The following is a 24010-nucleotide window of genomic DNA, read 5'->3' on the forward strand; positions in this document are numbered from 1 at the left end:
AAGAGCGAGCATATGATCATCCATGATCAACCGGAGCTTGTCATCCAAGTTATCCGTGAACTCATCACCGACACCAGTCACTTTCAGTCAACCACGTCTAAAGCATACACAGATGATTAGGGACTTTATATGTTAAGGACAGCTTAAAAAAACAAAAGACGCCCGAGTTCCTTCTATATAAAGGAATTCGGGCGTCTTTGCTGCCTAACACTTATTATGCTTGATTGAGCTTAGGACAAAATGGGCTTGTTTTTAGATGAAGCCTCTGTGACCTTGCCAAGTATCTGTCTCAGTACTTTAGCATTTTCCCCAATAAAACCGGAATCAAGCAGCACATCATGCGTTCCGATGACTTCGTATTCTTTGTATTGACCAAGTGTCGCCTGTTGCCATAACAATTTATCTAATGATGTATCTGGACCAATACTATCATCCTCTGCAATCAGAGCATGGATATTCGCATGAACTTCACCTGAGTTAATAAGCTCATCGCGGTAGACGGAGTAAACCAACATTTTGTCCATGACTCGCTCCCTGTCCACTGGATCGGCGAGGAATGCTTTGTACTGGTCCCTAATGCTGTCCAGTACCATCTCGACAATCTCTTCAAGCTCCTCCGGTGTCGATTCATCCTTGGACATCTTTCTCATAGCATCTACCATAATAAGGTCGCTAACATGGTGACCTCGGCTTTCCATGGCTTTAGCTACCTCGAAGGCGAGATTTCCTCCAAGTGAGTATCCCAGGAATACATATGGGCCCTCTGCTTGAATATCCACAATGGCATCAATGTATCGATCCAGCATATCTTGACCCTGGTACCGATCGCCGATAAATTCCATCCCGTACACCTCGCAAAGCCCTTCCAGCTCCTTGGCCATCTCATAGTACCCCAGAGAGTGGCCTACCCGTGGAGGGAAGCAAAACACTTTGAGTGTTCCTTTCCCTGGGAAGCGGATAATTTCCATTTCCTCTTCATTAGCAGCAGTTGTTGCCTGCAACTTGGATATTTCATGCGCCATTTCTTCCACAGTCGGCAGATTAAACACGACTTGGAGTGGTAGCTGGACGCCCATACCGGACGAAATCCTTTGGATCAAGCCCAATACTTTCAGGGAATGGCCCCCAAGTTCGAAGAAATGATCTCTGATCCCGATTTCCTGTACGCCGAGCACCTCGGACCAAATCTGAGCGAGCTCTACTTCTGTCTGCGTACGCGGCGCGATATACTCCGCTGTGCTCCGCAGAAGTGTTTCCGGTGCCGGTAGCGCTTTGCGATCCAATTTGCCATTTGGATTCAGTGGCATTTGTGCCAACTGTACGAAAGCAGTCGGAATCATGTAGCTTGGCAGTTCGCTGGCCAGTGCCTCGCGTAGTACGCCCGCTGCAAGCCCCTCTTCGGCCACAAAGTATGCACAAAGTTGAGTACTTCCGGTGGAGTCAGCCAGTGCTAGAACAACCGCTTCCTGCACCAATGGAACCTTCAGAATTTGTGCTTCCACTTCTCCCAGCTCAATGCGGTAACCGCGGATTTTTACCTGGTGATCGATCCGCCCCAAATACTCAATATTCCCGTCTGGTAGCCATCGAGCCAAATCGCCCGTTCGGTAAATTCGTGCTCCCGGTTTGTACGGGTGAGGAATGAACTTCTCTGCCGTCAGGTCTGGCTGGTTGAAATACCCCCGCGCTACCCCTTCGCCCGCAATGCAGAGTTCTCCCGGTACCCCCACAGGTGATACCTGAGAAGCGCTGTCCATCATCCATACTTGGACGTTAGCGTACGGTTTGCCGATCGGCACATGCGTTAGAGCCGCAGTCTCAAGGCTCGTTGTATACCGAGTCGCATATACGGCTGCTTCCGTAGGACCGTAGATGTTTTCCAGTACTGCGTAAGGAGATACTTTATAATACTCTTCAACAAGTTTGGCAGGCAGCGTCTCGCCGCAGGCAAACAGGTATTTCAGAGTAAGGAATCCTTGGTTGCCGCTTTCTTTCAAGTATTGAACGAGCACACTGAGCATCGACGGCACCAAATTGAGATGCGTGATACGGTTCGTATCCACGGCCTCTAGCAGTGCCATCGGGTCTTTGTCCACGCCTTGTGGCAGGATCACGAGAGTCCCTTGTCCAAAGAACCAGCAGAACAGCTCCGGCACGGAGAAGTCAAAGGTGAATGTCGTTTTGAGCAGGAAACGGTCGCCTGCCAACATCGGATATTCAGCTTCCAACTGACTCAGCGTATGGACGGCAGCGCGATGCTCAATCATTACCCCTTTCGGCTTGCCGGTTGAACCTGACGTGTAAATGATATACGCCAGATGCTCCGGCCCCGCAATTGGCTCCAGTTTCGAGCTATCCGCATGATACGCCTGCGGATCATCAAGTGCCAGGATCGTGCCAGTGAACGGAAAACGATCTTGGAGATGGTTCTTCGTCAGCAGAAGCTTCGCTCCCGAATCCTCCAGCATGTGGCGAATACGATCTTCTGGGAACTCCGGATCAATCGGTACATAGGCCCCGCCAGCTTTTAGAATGGCATGAATACCAATGATCATCTCAAGCGAGCGCTCGACCATGATGCCGACTGGTTGGTCCGGTCTGACCCCTTGGGCACGCAGCGTACGTGCGAGACGGTTCGCCTGCTGATCGAGTTCTCCATAGGTAAGCTCCGTTTCACCGTAAATAAGTGCTGTACGATCCGGTGTGAGCGCTGCTTTTTCCTCAAATATACCGTGAAGGGTCTGCTCACGCGGATAAGGAGCTGCTGTATCGCCCCACACCTCTATAATCTGCGATTTCTCTTCTGGCGTGATCAACTCCAGCTCATCAATACGGATGGTAGGTTGAACAGCAACGCTTGTCAGAATTCTCGTCAAGTGTCCTTGAATGCGTTCCACGCTCTCCCGATCATAGACGCGGGCATTGTAACGGTACAAGAACTCCAGATTACGGCCCGGCAGCACAATGAGGTTAAAATCATAATTCGTCTGTTCAAACATCTGAACATCCGTAATTCTGTATTCAGCCTCTTCACTAGCAATTTTCTCTTCCAGATGCTCTTCTACCGGGTAATTTTCGAACACCATAATATGAGAAATCAAATCTTGCTTTTGTTCGCTCTGTGCTTGAATCTCATAGAGCGGATAGGAATCATAAGCATGTCCTGCCAAATATAATTCCTGCTGTCTTTTCATCACATGGGAGAACGAATCGCTTCCCTCGGCCTGAACCCGAACCGGAACTGTATTGATAAAGAGACCGATCATACTTTCGATACCCGGAATCTCGGCAGGTCTCCCCGATACTACACTTCCGAAGACGATATCCTGGCTTCTATTGTAGCGCTGCAACACGATTCCCCAGGCTGCTTGCATCAATGTATTCATCGTCACCTGATGCTGTTTGGCCACCTGTTCCAGGCGATCGGTCAATTCCGCATCCAACGTGAATACTAGCTTCTCCGACACATAGGCTTCTGCTTTTGCTGATGGCTGTGTGATGGCTTGTGGCAGCTTCGTCTGCTGCTCGTAGCCTTCCAGGTACCCTCTCCAGTAAGAGGATGCCTCTTCCTCGCCTTGCTTCTCCAACCATTGAATATACTGGCTGTACGATACAGCTGCAGGAAGCTCAGGCTCCCTTTGCTCACGCAGAACCCCATACGTCTCAAACACTTCCTGGAGCACAAGCGGCATACACCAGCCATCCAAAATGATGTGATGAGAGCTCCACAGCAGATGGTAAGCCTCTTCTGCTGTACGTAGAATAGCAACACGCAGCAATGCTTCTTCAGCAAGATTAAAGCCTCTTGCTTTGTCCTGAGCAGTATAAGCTGCAAGACGCGCTTGAATTTCATCGGCTTCCAGCTCGTGCAGATCCTCGTATACGAAGTCACACGCTCTTTCTTTGAACACAATCTGAATAGGGAAATCGCCCCACCCGGCATGGAAATTCGTTCTCAATATGGCATGCCGTTTCATCAGATATTTTACGCTGCGTTTGAAATCCTCAGGATAGAATGCTCCCTGAATTTCAAATTTGGCCTGCTCAAAGTAGACTTCCGAATGAGGCTCCAGCAAGCTGTGGAACAACATTCCTTTTTGCATCGGCGTCAGTTTATACATATTTTCAATACTGCCGATATGCCGTGTCTGCTCTTCTAACTCCTCAATCTTTTCCAAGCTGATATCTTTGAGGAGTACATCGCTTGGTGTAAGTTCTGTTCTTTCCTTACTTACGCAATGTCCAATAACTTCGCTAAGACGGTTCTTCAGAATGCCAACAAACTTAGCCACGGACTCCCCGTCGAGCTGATGACGGTTATAGCTGACCGAAAGTTGAAGCTGTCCTTCGGCAATCAGTCCATTAATGTTCAATGCCTGATGCTGCACCATCTGCTCACTGACCTCAGGTCCTACTGAGTAAGGCGATACTTCCATCATCCCTCCTGCAAGATCCTGGTCGAACTGTCCCAAGTAGTTGAAGGTAATCTCCGGTTCAGCCGAGAAGGAGGAGATATCGGAACCGTCGCTTAAATATTTCAAAATACCATATCCGACACCTTTGTTCGGGATACGACGCAAGCCTTCCTTGACGTGCTTGATTCTGGCGCCGATCTCCAATTCCCCTCCCATCTCAAGGGCGACAGGGTATTGACTTGTAAACCAGCCTATTGTGCGAGTAATATCCAGTTCCGGCACAACAGGCTCCCGTCCATGTCCCTCCAGAAGGATGCCTACACGTTCGATTCCCGTCCACTCGTGAACAGCCATACCCAGAGCCGTCAGGAGCAGATCGTTGACCTCCGTATTGTAAGTGCGGTTCGCTTCTTTCAGGAACTGCTCTGTCTCTTCTGGTGACCATCTCACCGTGACAGCCTCACTGTCTTTGATGAGAAGAGCGCCGTCTACCTTGTCTTTGGGAAGAGGGACAAAGCCATCTCCCTCTACCTCTGCCCAATAGCTGCGTTCTTGTTCAGCCGCCAGACTATTCGCAAATTGTGTGATTCCCTCAACCCATGCACGGTACGAATCCGTCTTCTGTGGAAGCTTGACCGCTTCTCCACGTGCTGCCTGCTCGTAGCCATCCTGCAGGTCCTCAAAGAGAATACGCCAGGATACGCCATCCACAGCCAGATGATGAATAACGATCAACAGATGTTCACCTTCCGCACAGCGGAACAGACCCAGTCTAAAGAGAGGTCCATCCTCCAGAGAGATGCTGCGCTGAATGGCTTCCGCACCTGCTTCTATTGCTGAAGCCGGGTCTGTCTCATCCCGCAGGTCGTGGATCTGGAGGCTATAGAGCTCACCCTCATCCATGCTCCGGTTCCAGGCCTCCAATCCCTGCTCTCCTTGGCGGAACACCAGTCGTAAAGCATCATGATGCTCTGCAATTTTCCGAACAACCTCGGCGAGCGCATCGGTATTGAAGCCATCCCGTCGGTACAACATGACCGACTGATTAAAGTGATGCAGATCCATCGACTGTTCATCGAAGAATCTGTGCTGAGCAGGTCCCAGTCTTACCGCTCCGTGTACCTCGCTTTGGTCCGCAATTCGGCTGACCACACTAACGCGCTGTGCCAGCTCTGCAATTGTCGGATAACCGAACAAATCCTTCATTTCAAGCTTATAGCCTGCTTGGAGAAGCCTTGAGGATACTTGAATGGATTTGATCGAGTCACCTCCAAGCTCAAAGAAATTATCATGAATGCCGACAAGCGGCACGCCGAGTACACCCTGCCAGATTGAAGCCAAAATGTTCTCCACATCCGTGCGCGGAGCGGTAAAGTCTGCTCCCGCCTTTATACCCGAGTTCGGTTCAGGCAGTGCCTTGCGATCCAGCTTACCATTCGGTGTCAGAGGCATCACGTCCAGTTGGACGAAGTAAGACGGAATCATATATGCAGGCAGTCCGGCAGACAGTTCGTCTCTCAGCTCGCTGACAGACATTTCGCGATTAGCTACGAAGTAAGCACACAGCGATTTCTGCCCATGAGCATCTGCCCACGCAACAACGAGAGCTTCCTCGACAAGTGGAATGTCCAGCAGCTTGGCCTCAATCTCACCAAGCTCAATACGATAGCCCCGTATTTTAACTTGGTGGTCAATGCGTCCAATGTACTCAATGTCTCCATTAGGAAGGCGACGAGCCAAATCCCCAGTGCGATACATATTTCCTTCCGAAGCGAACGGATTTCTAATGAATTTATCTGCGGTAAGCTCAGGACGGTTCAGATATCCACGGGCTACCCCGTCCCCGGCGATGTACATTTCACCCTCCACGCCTAACGGTACGAGACGAAGCTGTTCATCCAGAATATGGATGTATATATTGTCTGCTGGCAACCCAATCGGTACAGATTCACGCGTATCCTTCGCAGGATTGTACAGGTGAATCATGCAGCCGACGACCGTTTCGGTTGGTCCATATTCATTGTAGATTTTGATGTTGCCACCAAAGAGATCGGTAATCGTTTTGGACAAATGTGTGGTCAAATTCTCTCCACCCACAATGAGCTGTTGAATGCGACTTTCTGCTGGAATGGTCATGTCTTTTATGAGACTGAGATGCGTCGGCGTCAGCTTGAGAATATCGACCGCATTTTCGCGCAAAATATGCTGAACGACCTCTGCCTTATCTATACCATCATAAATCCGTACTATTCCTCCGTTTATTAACGGAGTAAACATTGATGTCATCGTCAAGTCAAACGAAATGGATGAATACAACGGGAAATCCGTTGGTTTCCCAGCACAATAGACCTTATTGGCCCACCAGATGTAGTTCACGATCCCTTTGTGGTTAATCATGGTTCCCTTCGGATTTCCGGTTGTACCCGAGGTATAGATTAAGTACACCAGATCGTTTCCTCCAACAGGAATATTGGGATTATCCACCTCGGTTCCGTAGATGTGCGGGGAATCCAATTCCATAACCGTTCCCTCAAAAGAGGCCAACTCCGTCAGGTGGCTCTGTGTGAGCAGAATTTCAGCGCCAGAATCCTTCAGAATATACTGAATCCGCTCCTGCGGATATTCAGGATCAATAGGTACATAGGCTCCACCCGCTTTGAGCACACCCATGATGGCGACAAGCAGCTCTACAGACCGATCTGCCAACAGACCTACCACTTGTTCACTCCGTAGTCCTTGGTCTATCAAGGTGGAAGCTAGTCTGTTCGCCTGCTCGTTCAGCTCCCGATACGTGATCTGAGTGTCCCCATTTACAGCCGCAATCTTATCCGGCGTACGGACAACCTGTTCTTCAAACAAGGTATGCAGACCCTGATCACTTGGATAGGTATGGGCCTTGCCGCCCCAGTCAAGCAGGTTCATCCGTTCCTCGGATGTTACAATCTCCAGTTCCTGTATCGTCGCCTGCGGACGAGCAGCCACCTGATCGAGCATCTGCAACAAGTGTCCTCCGATACGTGCAATGCTTTCTTGCTCGTAAACCGAAGCATTATAGCGAATGCAGACCTTGATGTCTTCGCCTGGAATCACAACCAGGTTAAAGTCATAGTTGGTTTGTTCAAACATGGTGAAGTTGGCGACTTCGAGATTGTCCTCCGTTTGATTACCCGATTGCTCCACCTGCTCGTCGAGCGGGTAATTTTCAAAGATCATAATATGAGAAATCAGGTCCTGCTTTTGGGTTGTTTTCCCCTGAATCTCATACAATGGATAGGTGTCGTAGGCACGACCAGCCAATGACTGTGCCTGTGTACGTTTCATCACCTCGACAAAGGCTTCGTCTTTGGATGACTGTACACGGATAGGTACTGTATTAATGAACAGACCCACCATATTTTCGATCCCTGCAATCTCAGCAGGTCTACCCGACACAACGCCGCCGAAAACGACATCCGAGCTGGCATTATAACGTTGAAGAATCAGTCCCCAGGCTGTCTGCATGAGTGTGTTGACGGTCACGTGATTGCGCTTCGCGACAACATCCATTTTACCTGTCAAAGATGCACCCAGATGGAGAACATGCTCTTTTAGAACATAGCCCGCTTCTTTTGCTTGAGATTTCGTTTTACCTTCCGGTAATACGGTGTTCCCGTCATAATCTTCAAGATATTGGCTCCAATATGTTGAAGCTTCTTGATCATCCTGCGCATCAAGCCACTCGATATAACGGCTATAGGGCTGAGCTGGCGGTAGGACAGGCTGTGCTTGCTGTTTCTTGGCAGAATAATAATCGAACAGCTCCTGTGTAATGATCGGGATACACCAGCCATCCATGACAATATGGTGGAAGCTCCACAATACAAGACAGCTTTGATCCTTCTGCAAGACGGTCACCCGCATCAGCGGATCTTCTGACAAGCTGAACCCCTTAACCATATCTTCAGCAATATAAGCCTTGATTCGGGCTTCTTGTTCCTGCGTAGATGCGTCGCGCAAATCTACGTAGTGCAGAGGGATTAACCGTTGCTTAAAGACAACCTGTAGCGGTACATCAGCAATGTTGTTGTAAAATCCGGTACGTAGTATGGCATGTCGTTGCACCAAAGCCTGGAAGCTCTCGAAGAAGATATCTACATCGAAGCTACCACGCAGCTCAAACGTTGCCTGTTCGAAGTATGAAGAGGAGTCCGGCTCCAGCAGGCTGTGAAACAGCATTCCCTTCTGCATTGGCGTCAGCTTGTACACATCCTCAATCTCTCCGATGTGAGCCGTCTGCGCCGTGAGTCGATCAAGCTGCTCCAATGTTAATCCTTGGAACAGAACATCACTTGGTGTAAGCTGTGAACGCTCCTGAGCCACACAATGACGGATGACCTCACTAAGGCTTGACTGTAATAATTCAGCAAAATGACTCACCGTCTCGTTACGATACTGCCTGCTGCTGTACGTAATCGTCAGTGATAGCCGGCCTTCAGTAATCATGCCATTCACATCCAGAGCATATTGCTGTGGTGTGAGGTCGCTGAGCGCCTTACCAACTGAATGTGTGGATAGGCTAAGGGCATTACCCTCCAGATCCTGATCAAACTGCCCAAGATAATTGAAGGAAATTTCCGGCTCCACGCCAAATCCGACACTTTTCTCCGGTGCCATATACTTCAGAAGACCGTAGCCGATTCCTTTGTGCGGAACCTCTCGCAAATTCTCCTTGATGCGCTTGATGCGCGCAGATACTTCCTGTCCGCCTTGCAGGTTCAGCAGAACTGGATACTGGGTTGTGAACCAACCGACGGTACGGGTAATATCCAGGTCTGGTACGATCATTTCCCGTCCATGCCCTTCAAGATTGACCAAAATCTGCTCCATGCCTGTCCAGCGCTGAATGGCTGCCCCCAGAGCAGTCAAGAGCAAGTCGTTCGTCTCCGTATGATACGCCCGGTTCGCTTGCCGCAACAGCAGGTCTGTTTCCTGCGCAGACCACGTTACCGTAACCGATTCAGTATCCCGGATGGTGCCCGGCTTCTGATCCTCATCCTTCGGCAGTGGGGCCAAAATCGCCTCTTCGATCAGCTGCCAGTATGCACGCTCCTTGTCCAGAGCAGGCCCTGCTGCATACTTCGTCGCTTGCTCAGACCATACAAGATACGAATCGGTCTTTTGTGGAAGGACGATTGCTTGTCCATTCAATGCCTGCTCGTACCCCGCTGCAATGTCCTCAAACAGGATGCGCCAGGATACGCCGTCAACCAAGAGGTGATGAATGACAATCAACAAATGATCGCCATCGTCACAATGGAACAGGCCTAGCTTGAACAGTGGGCCACCTTCCAAGTCAAAACTTGCCTGAATGGCATCGGCTTGGGCCTGAACCGCAGCTGTCTGGTCTTCCGCCTGCCGCATATCGGCAATGTCCAATGTGTAGAGCTCGCCTTCGTCCGTTCCCCGATTCCAAGCTACATACCCAGCTTCTGTAGACCGGAAAACCATACGCAGCGCATCATGATGGATCGCAATTTGGTCCATTGTCAACCGGAGTGCAGCTTCATCAAAGCCGTCTTTCCGATAGAGCATGACGGCATGATTATAATGGTGCGGCTCCGCTGTATGGCGTTCAAAGAACCAACGCTGAATTGGCATTAACTCTGCTGCACCTTTAATTTCGCCCTGTTCCGCTGTACGTCCGGCTGCCTGAAGATACGGGCTTAGCTCGGCAATTGTCGGATATTTGAAGAGATCCTTCATCTCTAATTTATATCCGGCTTGGAACAATCTCGAGGACACTTGGATCGCCTTGATGGAATCACCACCCAGATCAAAGAAATGATCATGGATGCCGACCTGCTGCGCTCCCAGCACACCTTGCCATACGGAAGCCAAGGCTTCCTCAGCCTTCGTCCTTGGCGGTTCATAAACCGCTCCAGTCTGCACATTGGCCTCTGGAGCCGGAAGCGCTTTGCGATCCAGCTTGCCATTTGGCGTCAAAGGCATCTGTTCCAATTGCATAAAGTAAGATGGAATCATATAAGTCGGCAGTTCGGCAGCCAAGGCTTTTCTCAACTCGCCTACCGTCAGCATCTGATCGGCAGTGAAATAGCCGACAAGCACTTTTTGTCCACTTCCATCCTCTCGGGCGAGCACAACGGCCTCCCTTACAGACGGAGCATGGAGCAGCTTCGCTTCCACTTCGCCCAGCTCGATACGGTAACCACGGATTTTTACCTGATGGTCAATCCGTCCCAAATACTCCATGCTGCCATCCGGCAACCAGCGTGCCAAGTCACCCGAGCGGTACATGCGCTCGCCCGCTTCAAACGGATGAGCGACAAACTTCTCTTCCGTCAATTCCGGTCGGTTCAGATAACCTCGCGCCAGACCTACGCCCGCCACATAGAGTTCACCTGGAATGCCAATCGGCTGTGGACGGCGTTGTTCATCCAAAATGTACGCTCGCAGCGTCGGAATCGTGGTGCCGATATTGCTGCGGCCCTGTTCAATTTCCAACTCTGTAATTTCCTTGTAGGTTACATGCACGGTCGTTTCGGTAATGCCGTACATGTTAATGAGCTGCACTTGCGGATACTTCGTTCTCCAGTCCTTGAGCAGGGCCGGGGCTAATGCCTCTCCACCGAAGATAATCATACGGAGGCTCAGTTCTGCCGCCTGATGACCAAGCTCTTCCTGTAGCAACTGATAGAAGTACGTCGGTGTCTGGTTCAAAACGGTGACCTTCTGATCCTTAAGCAATTGCAAGAAACGATCTGGACTCTTCGCGGTAAGCGATGGAACGATGACCAACCTTCCTCCGTTCAGCAATGCTCCGTACATTTCCCATACAGAGAAGTCAAAACAGAATGAATGGAACAGTGTCCACGTATCCTGAGGACCAAAATCAAACATATTTTTATCATTAAAGAGCAAGCGAACTACATTTTTATGCTCAATCAGTGTTCCCTTTGGCTTGCCTGTCGTACCCGATGTGTAGATGACGTAGGCAAGATGCTCCGGTCCAGCTGCAGGCTGCAGGTTTGAGACATCCTCCTTGTAGGAAGCCGTTTTGTCCAGACTTACGATATCCCCGGCGAAGGAGACACGTTGCTCCAGATGCGCTTGTGTCAGCAGTAGCTTGGCTCCCGAATCCTCAAGCATAAAGCGAATGCGGTCCTCTGGATATTCAGGGTCTACAGGGACATAGGCCCCGCCTGCCTTCAAGATGGCTAAAATTCCGACCACCATTTCAAGGGAACGATCCGCCATAATTCCAGCCAAACCGTCTGGTTGCAAACCACGTTCCCTCAGCGTTCGGGCAAGTCCATTGGCCCGCTCGTTCAGCTCGCTGTAGGACAGGGTCGCATCTTCACATACGACTGCCACTGCATTCGGAGTATGTGCGGCCTGCTCCTCGAACAGCGCATGGATCGTCTTGTCACGAGGATAATCTGCCTTGGCTTCGTCCGGCGCTTTCATCAGCCTTGATTTTTCCTGAGGTGTCACGATATCAAGGGATGACAACGGCAGTGCCGGATTGGCGATGGCTTCCCGAATAAGCTGTACAAAGTGGCCTGCCATCCGCTCAGCAGTCTCTTGCTTGTAGATCGCAGTCGCATACTCAAGCGTGCAGTTCAATACCCCGTCTGCTTCACTCACGGTCAGCGTAAGATCGAACTTGGCAGCCGGATGTACATTATCGTAAGGAGTGAAGCGCAATCCTTCTATTTCTTGTTCTCCCTGCTCGATATTTTGCAGGACAAACATAGTATCAAATAGCGGGTTACGGCTCAAATCACGCTGAAGCTCCAGCTTTTCTACCAGCTCCTCGAACGGGTAATTCTGGTTTTCATAGGCCCGCAGCGCTGTTTCCTTCACTTCCTGCAGATAAGCCTCGAAAGGCTTCTCTCCTTCTGGATAAGTACGAAGTGCCACTGTGCCGACGAACATACCGATGAGGCCTTCGAGTGTCGCATGGGATCTTCCTGCCACAGGTGAACCGACGATGACATCTTCCTGACCTGTGTACTTGTGCAAGAGCGCTGTATAGGCTGCCAGCAGTACCATGAACAGAGTGGAACCCGTTCGGGTAGCCAGCTCCTGAAGTGAAGCACTCAGAGAAGAATCAATTTGGAAGTCGATTCGATCGCCCGCAAAGCTTCGCACCGCAGGACGAACTTCATCTCCTGGCAAATCCAGCACTGGCAAGCTTCCACGGAAAGCATCCAGCCAGTAAGCTTCCTGGGCCTTAAGACGCTCGCTTTCGAGCTGCTCTTGCTGCCATACAGCATAGTCTGTGTACTGGATCTGTAGCTCAGGAAATACGTCCTCCTCTTGGTAGAAGCGGAGAAACTCTTCTATGAGAATATTCATAGAAACCCCATCTGAGACAATATGATGCATGTCAAACAATAGTAAATGGCGCTCATGTGCAATTCGAATAAGGCCAACCCGCAGCAATGGAGCTACACCTAGATCGAAAGGGCGGACAAACTGCTGAAGGGTAGCTCCTGCCTCTTCCTCGCTCAACTCCGCATATTCCACAGTAAACGGAACATTCGTCAGGAGCTGCTGTACAGGTTCACCGTTCACAGTCACAAAACGAGTTCGCAGCGAACCATGACGATGAATTAGACGACGGAATGCCTGCTCTAGCCGTTCCCGATCCAAAGCTCCCTCAACGGTAAGGATACCCGGCATATTGTAGCTCAGCTCTCCACCTTCCAGCTGACTTAGAATAAACAGTCGTTTTTGAGCCGAGGACAATGGATAATGCTCTCTCGCTCCCGCTGTAGGAATTTCTTCGAAATTCAGCGGTGTATAGCCCTCAATGGCACGAGCCAATCCTTCAATAGTAGGAGACTCGAACACTGCTCTCAGACTAATCTCGCGATTCATTTCCTTGCGAATTCGTGAGACTAGCAGGGCTGCACGCAGTGAATGACCTCCAAAATGGAAGAAATTATCCTTCACTCCCGCGCTCTCTACACCCAGCACCTCTTGCCAGATTTCAGCTAATTGAATTTCCACAGGTGTCCTTGGAGCCTCAGATGAAGCCACTGCCCATCCACGCTCGCCCTGCAGCGCTTTTCGGTCGATTTTTCCGTTCGACGTCAAAGGCATGACCTCCAGTTGTATGAAGCGGGAAGGAATCATATATCCAGGTAACATCTCCGACAGAACAGTCCGAAGTTCGGACACCTCAAGTTTCTGAGCGGCTACGAAGTAAGCGACTAGATCTTTGTAGCCGTCATCGCCCTCTACAGCCATGGCTACGACTTCCTGAACGGACGGCACTCTGAGCATTTGTGCTTCTACCTCGCCCAGCTCGATACGGTAACCGCGGATTTTGACTTGGTGATCTATTCGACCTAAGTACTCGATGATTCCATTCGGTAACCAGCGAACCAGGTCACCCGTCCGATACATGCGCTCTCCTGGAGCAAACGGATTGTCCACGAACTTCTCATCCATTAACTCAGGCCGATTATGATACCCCCGTGCTAACCCGATACTCGAAATGCATAGCTCTCCAGCTACACCGACAGGTTGCAATCTAAAATGGTCATCCAAGATGTACACACTGTGGTTAGCAATAGGTCGCCCAATAGATACAATATCCGTTGCTTCCTCACTGTCCGGGACAGACCAGATTGTGGTGCATACGGAGTCCTCTGTTGGGCCATAGCCATTAGAGTAACGTACATGCTTCCTCCACTCTTCGATCAACTCGACGGATGCGGCCGATCCAGCGGTTAGCAGGCACCGCAGTGTTGGCAAACGCTCTGGATCAAGGTGGATAGCGTAAGCGGGTGGCAAAGTCGCTACCGTAATCCCCTTATCGTTCATGAACTGCTCGAACAGGGCATGATCTAAAATATCTTGTGTAGAAGGGATGCACAGAACAGCCCCGTGGCTCAGCGCCGTTAAAATTTCCGAAACCGATGCATCAAACGACAGACTTGCAAACTGAACGATCCGATCCTGCGGTGTAACTTCGAAGTGTGTCCCGTATACGTCCGAAAGATTCGGTAGTCCCCGATGCTCGACTAATACGCCCTTAGGCTGACCCGTCGTACCTGAAGTGTAGATCACGTAAGCCAGATCATCCGGGCCAGCAGTAGCCTCCAAATTCGAGGTGTCGGCATCATAGGTCGATGATTCATCCAGCAGCAAAACATTTTCCGTCCATCCGAGATGCTCCAAGAGATGGGCCTGTGTAAGGATCAGCTTCGCCCCGGAATCTTCAAGCATGTAACTGATTCGTTCTTTCGGATACTCTGGATCGATTGGAACATAGGCACCCCCGGCTTTCATAATGCCGTAGATCCCAACGATCATTTCGAGCGACCGTTCAGCAATCAGTCCCACCAGATCTCCCGTCTTGATTCCCTGAGTACGGAGCCTTCTCGCCAGTCCATTGGCTTTTGCATTGAGCTCGGCATAGGTCAGACTCTCGTCCTCGAACCAAAGGGCAGTCGCATCCGGCGTTCGTCCCGCCTGTTCCTCCAACAGCCCGTGGAACGTGTTACAGTGCTCGTAAATGCCTTTTGTATTTCCCCATACGTTCAGAATCTGTTCTCTCTCCTGCGGCGTGACTAATTCTAGTGCATCCACGGAAATGGCAGGGTTCTCTACAATTTGTTCCATGAGGTAAACCAGATGGCCCTTGATTTGCTCAATTGTCACTGGGTCATAAACAAGTGCATTGTACTGGAACAGCAATCTCATTTCTTCGCCAGGGAGGACAATTAAATTAAAATCATAATTCGTTTGCTCAAGAAGCTCCGCTTCCTCAATCTCAAAGGCAGCCTCGCCACCACCCAGACGCTCTACCTCCTCCTCCACAGGATAGTTCTCAAACACCATAATGTGGGAGATTAGATCCTGCTTCTGATCCGTCTGAGCCTGAATCTCAAACAACGGGTAGGTGTCATACATATGAGAAGCCATATATTGTTCCTGCTGCTGCTTCATCAGAACGGTGAAGGGGAGATTCTCCTCTGTCTTCACACGAACGGGAATCGTATTGATGAACAAACCGATCATCCGATCAATGCCCGGAATTTCTGCTGGTCTGCCTGATACTACACTTCCGTACACGACATCTCGGCTACCGTTATAGCGTTGAAGCGCAATGCCCCAGAGGGACTGCAGCAATATATTCATCGTGACATGAGCATCCCTGGCCACCTTTTCAAGGCGCTCAGTCAATTCCCTGCTGAGAGGATAATTCAGCTTTTCTGCTATATAGCCTTCTCCCTTACTTGCTCCACCGACTTGAGGTAAAAGCGTCTGCTGCTCGTAACCGGCCAGATATCGGCTCCAATAGTTGGACGCAACTGCTTCATCCTGCTGTTCCAGCCATTCGATATATCGACTGTACGGATGGACCTCTGCCAGCTGCGGCTCTCTTCCTTCCAGGAGGGCAAAATAGTGTTCAAATACCTCCTGCGTAATTAACGGAACACACCACCCATCCATGACGATGTGGTGAAAGCTCCATAAGAGGCGGAAGCTCTCTTCATCTGTTTGTAAAATGGATACACGGAGAAGCTCGTCTTCAGCTAGGTTGAAGCCCTGTGCTTTGTCCTTAGCACCAAATGTCTTCAGGTAAGCTTCGCGCTGCGATGCATTCATCTCACGCAGGTCTTCGTACACCAATTTAGCGCCTCTGTGTCGAAATACAACCTGCAAAGGCTCGCTGCCCCATCCGCTGTAAAAGTTCGTGCGCAGGATAGCATGACGCTCCACTACTGCATCCAGACTGTGCCCGAAGGCGATCGGATCAAAGCTACCCTTAAAATCAAAAGCGGCCTGCTCAAAATAAGCACCTGTATGCGGCTCAAACATATCATGGAACAGCATGCCCTTCTGCATTGGCGTCAGACTATATACATTCTCAATATCGCCAATGTGACTCGTCTGCTTAGAAAGCTCCTCCAGATCGGCAATGCTCAGACCCTTCGCTAGCACGTCGCTTGGTGTCAATACGGTTTTTTCTTGGGTTACGCAATGCTGGAGAAGTTCCCGCAGGCTTTCTTCAATATATCCAGCGAGCTGTTCCATCGTAGATGACTTATACTGTTTTCCGTTATAAGTAATCGTCAGAGTCAGGGCTCCGTCCGTCACCATGCCATTGATATCTAGCGTATAGGCCGGTTCCTCCAACAAGCTTTGGGCGCTTCCGGTCGGATAAGGAGAAATCTGCAACGAGCTTCCTTGCAAATCCTGATCAAATTGCCCCAGATAGTTAAAAGAAATCTCAGGCTGCAAGCTGAAGCTGCCTTCATCCAACTGACTTGCCATCGTTTTGAGCAACCCGTAGCCAATACCTTTGTTCGGAATTCGGCGCAGCCCTTCTTTCACAGACTTGATCAAGGAGGCCACTTCCGGGTTATTCCCCAAGTCTAAAATCACCGGATATTGACTTGTAAACCAGCCTACGGTACGGGTGATGTCGATATTCGGTATAATCGGCTCACGACCGTGTCCTTCCAGATTCACAGCAACCTTTCCGATGCCAGACCATTTGGATACCGCCATGCCCAGAGCAGTCAATAGCAGATCATTCGTCTCTGTTTGATAAGCACGATGGGCTTTTCTCAATAATTGGTCGGTTTCTTCTAGAGTCCATTGTGCTGTTACTACTTTGCTATCCTGTACAAGAAGGCTTTCCACAGCCTCATCCTTCGGCAACTGTTCGAGTGGCTGATCCTCCAGCTCTCTCCAATACGCCCGATGAGTCTCCATTTCTGGACCTTCCGAATAACGAGCAAGGGCGTCTCCCCAATCACGGAAGGAATCCGTCTTCTGCGGGAATGTCAGCGCTTGTCCTTGAATCACCTGCTCATAACCTGCTGCAATATCCTCGAACAAAATCCGCCAGGATACTCCGTCCACCACCAAATGGTGGATCACGATCAGAAGGTGGTCTCCATCCTGACAATGGAAAAGTCCTAACTTCAGCAGCGGACCTTCTGCCAGATTGATACTGCACTGAATGTCATCCGACAGCGATGTAATGGCTACAGTCGGATCGGATTCATTCCGTAAATCAGCGGTGAATAGGCTATACAACTCTCCTTCTTCAAGATCACGATTCCAAGCTTCGTAGCCATGCTCTGTCTGACGGAAAACCATGCGAAGGGCGTCATGATGCTCAGCGAGTTTTCTTAGCACCTGATGCAAGGCCTTTTCCTCAAATCCCTGTTCACGATACAACATAACCGCTTGATTGAAGTGATGAGGCTCTGCCTGCTTCCGTCCAAAGAACCACTGTTGGACTGGAGTCAAGCGAGTCGTTCCACGCACAACTCCCTGTTCAGCCATATGCACAGCCGTTTGTATTTCCGCGCCTAGCTCGGCAATGGTTGGCGATTTGAACAGCTGCTTCATCTCTAACCGATAGCCGGCCTGCAGTAACCGTGACGACACCTGAATAGCTTTTATGGAGTCTCCGCCCAATTCAAAGAAATTGTCATGGATACCCACCTGTTCGGCACCCAGCACCCCTTGCCAGACAGATGCCAAAGCTTCTTCAGCCGGTGTACGAGGAGCTGTATACTTCCGTCCTGTATGCGCGCCTACTTGAGGAGCCGGCAGAGACCTGCGGTCCACTTTTCCGTTTGACGTTAATGGCATACGATCCATCTGGATAAAGTAGGATGGAATCATATAGCCTGGAAGTACCTGCGATAGGGAAAGACGTACTTCGCCTGCCGTGAGCGTACGATCCGCCACATAATAAGCGCAAAGCTGCTTCTCGCCCAGCTCATCCGCGCGAACGACCACTACGGCGTCGATTACTGACTCCACCTTGGCCAGTTGGGCCTCGATTTCAGGGAGTTCGATGCGGTAACCACGTATTTTGACCTGCTCATCAATTCTTCCTTTAAACTCCAAATTCCCATCTGGAAGCCAGCGTACCAAATCCCCAGTTCTGTAGCAGGGTTCTCCGTCCTTCACAGGACTAGGAACAAATTTCTCTGCTGTGAGATCAGGACGATTGAGATATCCGCGCGCTACACCTTCACCGCCGACAATGAGTTCACCCCAAGCACCAATAGGCTGTAATTGCAGTGATCCGTTGACCACATAAGCGGTAGAATTACTAATTGGGCGACCAATCGGCACGACCCCTTCGGCACGACCCAGAATCTTGTAGGTGGTGGAGAAGGTCGTATTCTCTGTCGGACCATAGCCATTGATAGGGACAAGATCAGGATTAGCCTCGATTACACGATTCATATGAGATATGGACAGTACGTCTCCGCCGACCAGCAATGTTTTTAGCCCTCTGAACAGGTACTCATCCTGCAGGGAAAGCTGATTGAAAAGCGGTGAAGTAAGCCACATTGTTGTAATCCCGTACTTGGTAATGGACGCTTTTAGCCTATCGGCAATCAGGATATCGTCGTTCTCCACGAAATAGAGCTGCCCACCGTTAAGTAACGCTCCCCATATTTCGAATGTAGAAGCATCAAAGGCCACGGCTCCTGTCTGCAAAATTCGTGTGGATTCATTCAGCTCCACATAGTTGGTCTCTTTGACTAGACGGACCACGTTCCGGTGTTCAACCATAACGCCCTTCGGTCTACCCGTCGTACCCGATGTATAGATGACATAAGCAAGCCCCTGCGATCCCTGAGCAGTCTCCGGCTGGGCAGGTTCAGCTGCATAGGCCTCTTCACTGCTAAGATCGACAATCGGTATACCGTAGTCTACACTTATAAGCTCGCCCTTTTGCACCAATAATAGCTTGGCGTCGGAATCATTAAGCATATAACGAACCCGATCTTCCGGGTAATCAGGATCAATCGGCACATAGGCTCCACCCGCTTGAAGCACCGCGAGCATACCAATGACCATCTCAATGCTTCGTCCGCCCATCACGGCCACAGGCTGCTCCCTCAACGTTCCCAAACGACGCAGTGTTTGGGCCAGTCGGCTCGCCTTGTCTTGCAATTCAAGGTACGTTAGCTGGACATCGCCGAATACAAGCGCCGTCTGCTCTGGTGTACGATTGACTTGTTCTACGAACAGCTCATGAATGGTCTTGTCCCTTGGATAAGGAGCCGATGTCGCGTTAAATACTTCAACGATCTGTACTTTCTCCTCCGGTGTGATCATTTCTATCTCGGCCAGTTGCAACTGAGGATTGGCCGCGACTGCATGCAGAACCCGGAGCAAGTGCGTTGCAAGTCGCTCTACGGTTTCACGCCGATATAAAGCCGTACTATACTCGAGGCCAAAGGCTAATTTTGACCCCTTCTCCTCTACATTGAGGGACAGGTCAAATTTGGCTGTGACGGTGTCCATCAAGTAAGGAGTAAAGTGCACTCCGTCCATTTCCTGCTCTTCCTGCTCGGTATTTTGTAATACCAATAAGGTGTCAAAGAGCGGATTGCGGCTGACATCACGTCCTACGCCCAGCTTTTCGACCAATTTTTCAAAAGGGTAATCCTGATGCTCAAACGCCTTGAGCGCCGTTTCCTTGATTTCCAGAAGATAATCCTGAAAGGTTTTATCTCCTGCCGGGTAGCTGCGCAAGGCCAGTGTGTTGACAAACATCCCGATGATGCCCTCAAGCTCAGCCTGCGGTCTTCCGGCTACTGGAGAACCTACGACGATGTCCTCCTGTCCTGTATATTTGTGCAGTAGTACCGAATAGGCGGCCAGCAATACCATATACAGTGTAGTACCTGTACGGGATGCAAGCTCTTGTATCGCCTTATTGCCAGACTCATCCAATGTAAAATCAATTCGGCTACCCTCGAAGCTCCGAACTGAAGGTCGTTGGAAGTCTGTAGGCAAATCCAATACCGGCAACTCTCCTTCAAAGGATTGCAACCAATATTCCTCAAGATCTTGCCATTGGTTCTCTGACTGTTCCCGTTGCCATACGGCATAATCCTTGTACTGGATGTGCAGCTCTGGGAGCTGTTCTCCTTGATACAAATGAGTAAGTTCCTCTATCAATATTTGAATAGAAACCCCATCTGAAATGATGTGATGCATATCAAACAGCAACAGATGACGCTCCTCCTGGAGCTTCACCAAGCTAACACGCAGTAATGGAGCCTGGCTCAGATCAAAGGCACGAATAAAGTTGTGAATGAGCGTATCCGTCTCCTCCACCAAAGCCTCTGTGTAGTTCAACGCAAACGGCACATTCCTATGCACACGCTGAACAAGCTCTCCATCCTGCATATAAAAGCCAGTTCTCAGGGATTCATGACGCTGGATCAGTGCCTGGAACGCAGACTCCAGCCGCGTGCGATCCAACGGTCCATCCACTGTGAAGACCCCTGGCATATTGTAGCTGAGCTCTCCCCCGTCCATCTGTCTCAGCACGTATAACCGCTTTTGCGCTGAGGACACTGGGTAAGCCTCGCTTTCCGTTGCCTGTGGGATGGATTCGTACATGGTCGGAATGTGTTTTTTCACAAGTTGCGCCAAGGATTCGACCGTAGGTGACTGAAACACCTCACGCAGCGAAATGCTACATCCCAATTCTTTGTGAATCCGTGAAACGAGCACTGTTGCCCGCAAAGAGTGACCACCAATTTCAAAGAAATTATCTCTGACACCGACACGAGCAACGCCCAAGATATCTTGCCAGATGAGTACCATCTGAGCTTCCACAGCAGTTCTCGGAGCCAAATAAGCCTCACCGGATTGTACGCTGCTTTCAGGAGCCGGCAACGCACGGCGATCCAGTTTGCCATTTGGTGTAAGCGGCATTTGCTCCAGCCGGACAAAATAAGAAGGAATCATGTAAGCGGGGAGTTCCGCCGCCAGCTGAGCCCGCAATTCCCCCGGCGAAAGATCACTGGAGGCTACATAGTAGGCGCACAGCAATTTTTGGCCCTGTTCGTCTTCCCGTGCGAGAACAATCGTTTCTCGTACGCTTGGAGCCTTGAGAATTTGGGCTTCTACCTCGCCAAGCTCAATTCGGTAGCCGCGAATTTTGACCTGATGGTCGATCCGCCCCAAATATTCAATATTGCCATCAGGCAACCAACGAGCAAGATCCCCAGTTCGGTACAGCCGCTCTCCCACCCGATACGGATGCTCAACGAATTTCTCAGACGTCAAATCCGGCCGATTCAAATACCCACGGGCAAGACCGTCTCCCGCAATGTATAGCTCTCCTGGAACCCCAACAGGCTGCAGGCGTCTTTGCTCATCGAGAATGTAAGCGCTAAGTGTGGGGATCGTTCTGCCAATATTGCTTTTCCCCGCTTCAATCTCATGTTCCGTGATTTCCTTATAGGTGACATGAACTGTTGTTTCCGTAATTCCGTACATATTAATCAGCTGCACATCAGGATACTTGACCCGCCAGTTCCTCAGAAGAGATGGACTTAAAGCCTCTCCACCAAAAATGATTTTTCTAAGGCCAAGCTCTGTCGAAGAGTGCATTAACTCTTCCTGTAGCACCTGATAAAAATACGTCGGCGTCTGATTTAAGATGGTGACTTGGTTGTCTTTCAACAACTCCAGGAAAGCTGCTGGGCTCTTGGCTGTGAGAGATGGAACAATCACCAATTTCCCTCCGTAAAGAAGCGCTCCGTACATCTCCCAAACGGAGAAATCGAAGCAGAACGAATGGAACAGCGTCCACGTATCCTGAGAGTTGAAGTCAAATAAATTTTTATCGTTAAAGAGCAGTCGAACTACATTTTTGTGTTCAATCAGCGTGCCCTTCGGCTTGCCAGTCGTACCCGACGTGTAGATAACATAGGCCAGATGGCTTGGTCCCGAAATACTCTCCAGATTGGAAGCATCTCCTGTATACGTTGCAGCTTCGTCCAGACTCACAAGCTTTCCGTCAAAAGTGGTGCTCTCCCATAGATGACTTTGGGTGAGCAACAGACTTACACCTGAATCCTCCAGCATATAGTGGATACGCTCTTCGGGATAATCGGGGTCAATTGGTACATAGGCACCACCTGCTTTCAAAATGGCCAACATCCCGATGACCATCTCCAAGGAACGGTCAGCCATAATCCCTACGAGCGTATCTGCCCCTACTCCCTCGGAGCGCAAATATCTCGCAAGCTGGTTAGCCTGCTCGTTTAGAGCTTGGTATGTAATGCTCTGCTCGTCCATCTGAACGGCTACGTGATCTGGCGTGCGCTCGGCTTGTTCCTCGAATAAGCCATGAATGGTCTTCTCTCGTGGATAATCGACTGCGGCGCCTTCCGAAAGAGCCAAAATGGATTGCTCTTCTGGTTCACCTAATAAGCTTACCTCTGCGATAGAAAGCTGAGGTGAATGAATGATCTGCTCGGCGATCGTAAGCAACTGGGAAACCATGTCCTTAACTTCACTGCGTTCAAACAGCTCTGTCCGATAATCGACATCCAGTACCAGTTCGCCTTCATCCAGGATCTCCACGATATGAAGCACGAAATCGTTCACTTCGTCCCCGCAGAAATCATAATCTGTCAAAATACGCACATCATCCAAATCAACCCAATTGATAAGACGATATTCCATTGAAACGCCAAAAAGCCGCTGAATATCCTTGTTCCCATGCATTTCTCTAAGATCCTGAATTAACTGATTGTATGGATATTTCTGATGCCGCAGGACTGACATCTGATCTCTGGCTACATCCTGCAGGAAGCTCAACACATCTATATCCTTTTTGACGTATGTTCTGGCAGCAGCGGTGCTGACGAACATACCTATCTTTTGCTTCTCTTTTTTGTTCCCCCGGTTAGCGAACGAAGTGCCAATCACCACATCCGGCTGATTCGTCATTTTGTGTATGTAGATATACATCGCACCCATGAAGAACTGGAACAAAGAAATCCTATTCTGTTGGCAAAATGCTTGCAGCTCGTGATATAGCACTTCTGGTACGGTAAAATGCTCCCGAACGGCGTGGGTGCTTAAAGATAACGGATTATATGACTTCCAACCCGTAAGCTCAGGCAAATCGGAAAATTTATCTAGCCAGTAAGCCTTATCCTTTTGGTATCTGTCAGAAAGTTCGTATGCATTCTCATCTGCAATATATTGAATATACGAGCAATCGTCGCCCAGCTCCGGTTCATTTCCTTGAATTAACTCCATGTAAAATGCTGTCAGCTGATTGCCATAGACCACCATTGAGATCCCGTCAGAAATAATATGGTGCATCTTGATATTAATCCAATACTCTTCCTCGCTAATCTTCACAATTAAAAACTGGAAGAGCTCAGAATCCAGCAGGGGCAAGGGTTTTCTTTTGTGTTGCTCAAGTAAGGCTTCCACCTCAGATACACTTTCATAGTGACTAAGATCCAGGCACTCCAACTGTCTCTCTTCATAAGGAACGACGTACTGCTGAGGCACTCCATCCACTGAGGTAATACGGATGCGGAACGCATCATACTGTTTGATAATCAAATTAATGGACTGCATAAAGGCAGCAATATTGATATGCCCCTTCATCTTAGCTGTACCGGAAAGCTGTGACACTGACGTATCTGGGTAGAGTAATTCGGTATACCATATACGCTTCTGCGCATTTGTTAAATCATATAACTGCATGTCATTCATCTCATTCACTCCTATTCCATGATGTGAATATCCTCCCGCTGCACCTGGCAGTC

At 49.8% G+C, this 24010-nt stretch carries 2 protein-coding genes (1 of these 2 running past the window's edge); one reads left to right on the top strand and one right to left on the bottom strand.

The genetic code is table 11. From position 1 onward, the window contains the following. Positions 1 to 120 carry the 3' portion of an alpha/beta hydrolase gene (locus MHB46_RS13850; RefSeq protein ID WP_341162611.1) on the top strand. 915 nt of this gene lie to the left of the window's left edge, so only the last 120 of its 1035 coding nucleotides appear in the window; its start codon lies beyond the left edge, outside the window; it ends in the stop codon at positions 118 to 120. A gap of 110 nt (positions 121 to 230) precedes the next feature. Here MHB46_RS13850 and MHB46_RS13855 read toward each other — a convergent pair whose 3' ends face one another. Further along, the gene (locus tag MHB46_RS13855) at positions 231 to 23957 is read right to left on the bottom strand and encodes a non-ribosomal peptide synthase/polyketide synthase (RefSeq protein WP_341162612.1); all 23727 of its coding nucleotides are present in this window, start codon (positions 23955 to 23957) and stop codon (positions 231 to 233) included. Between the last annotated feature and the right edge of the window lie 53 nt (positions 23958 to 24010).

The sequence above is a fragment of the Paenibacillus sp. FSL H7-0703 genome (genome assembly GCF_038003485.1).
Classification (GTDB): Bacteria; Bacillota; Bacilli; order Paenibacillales; family Paenibacillaceae; genus Paenibacillus; species Paenibacillus polymyxa_B.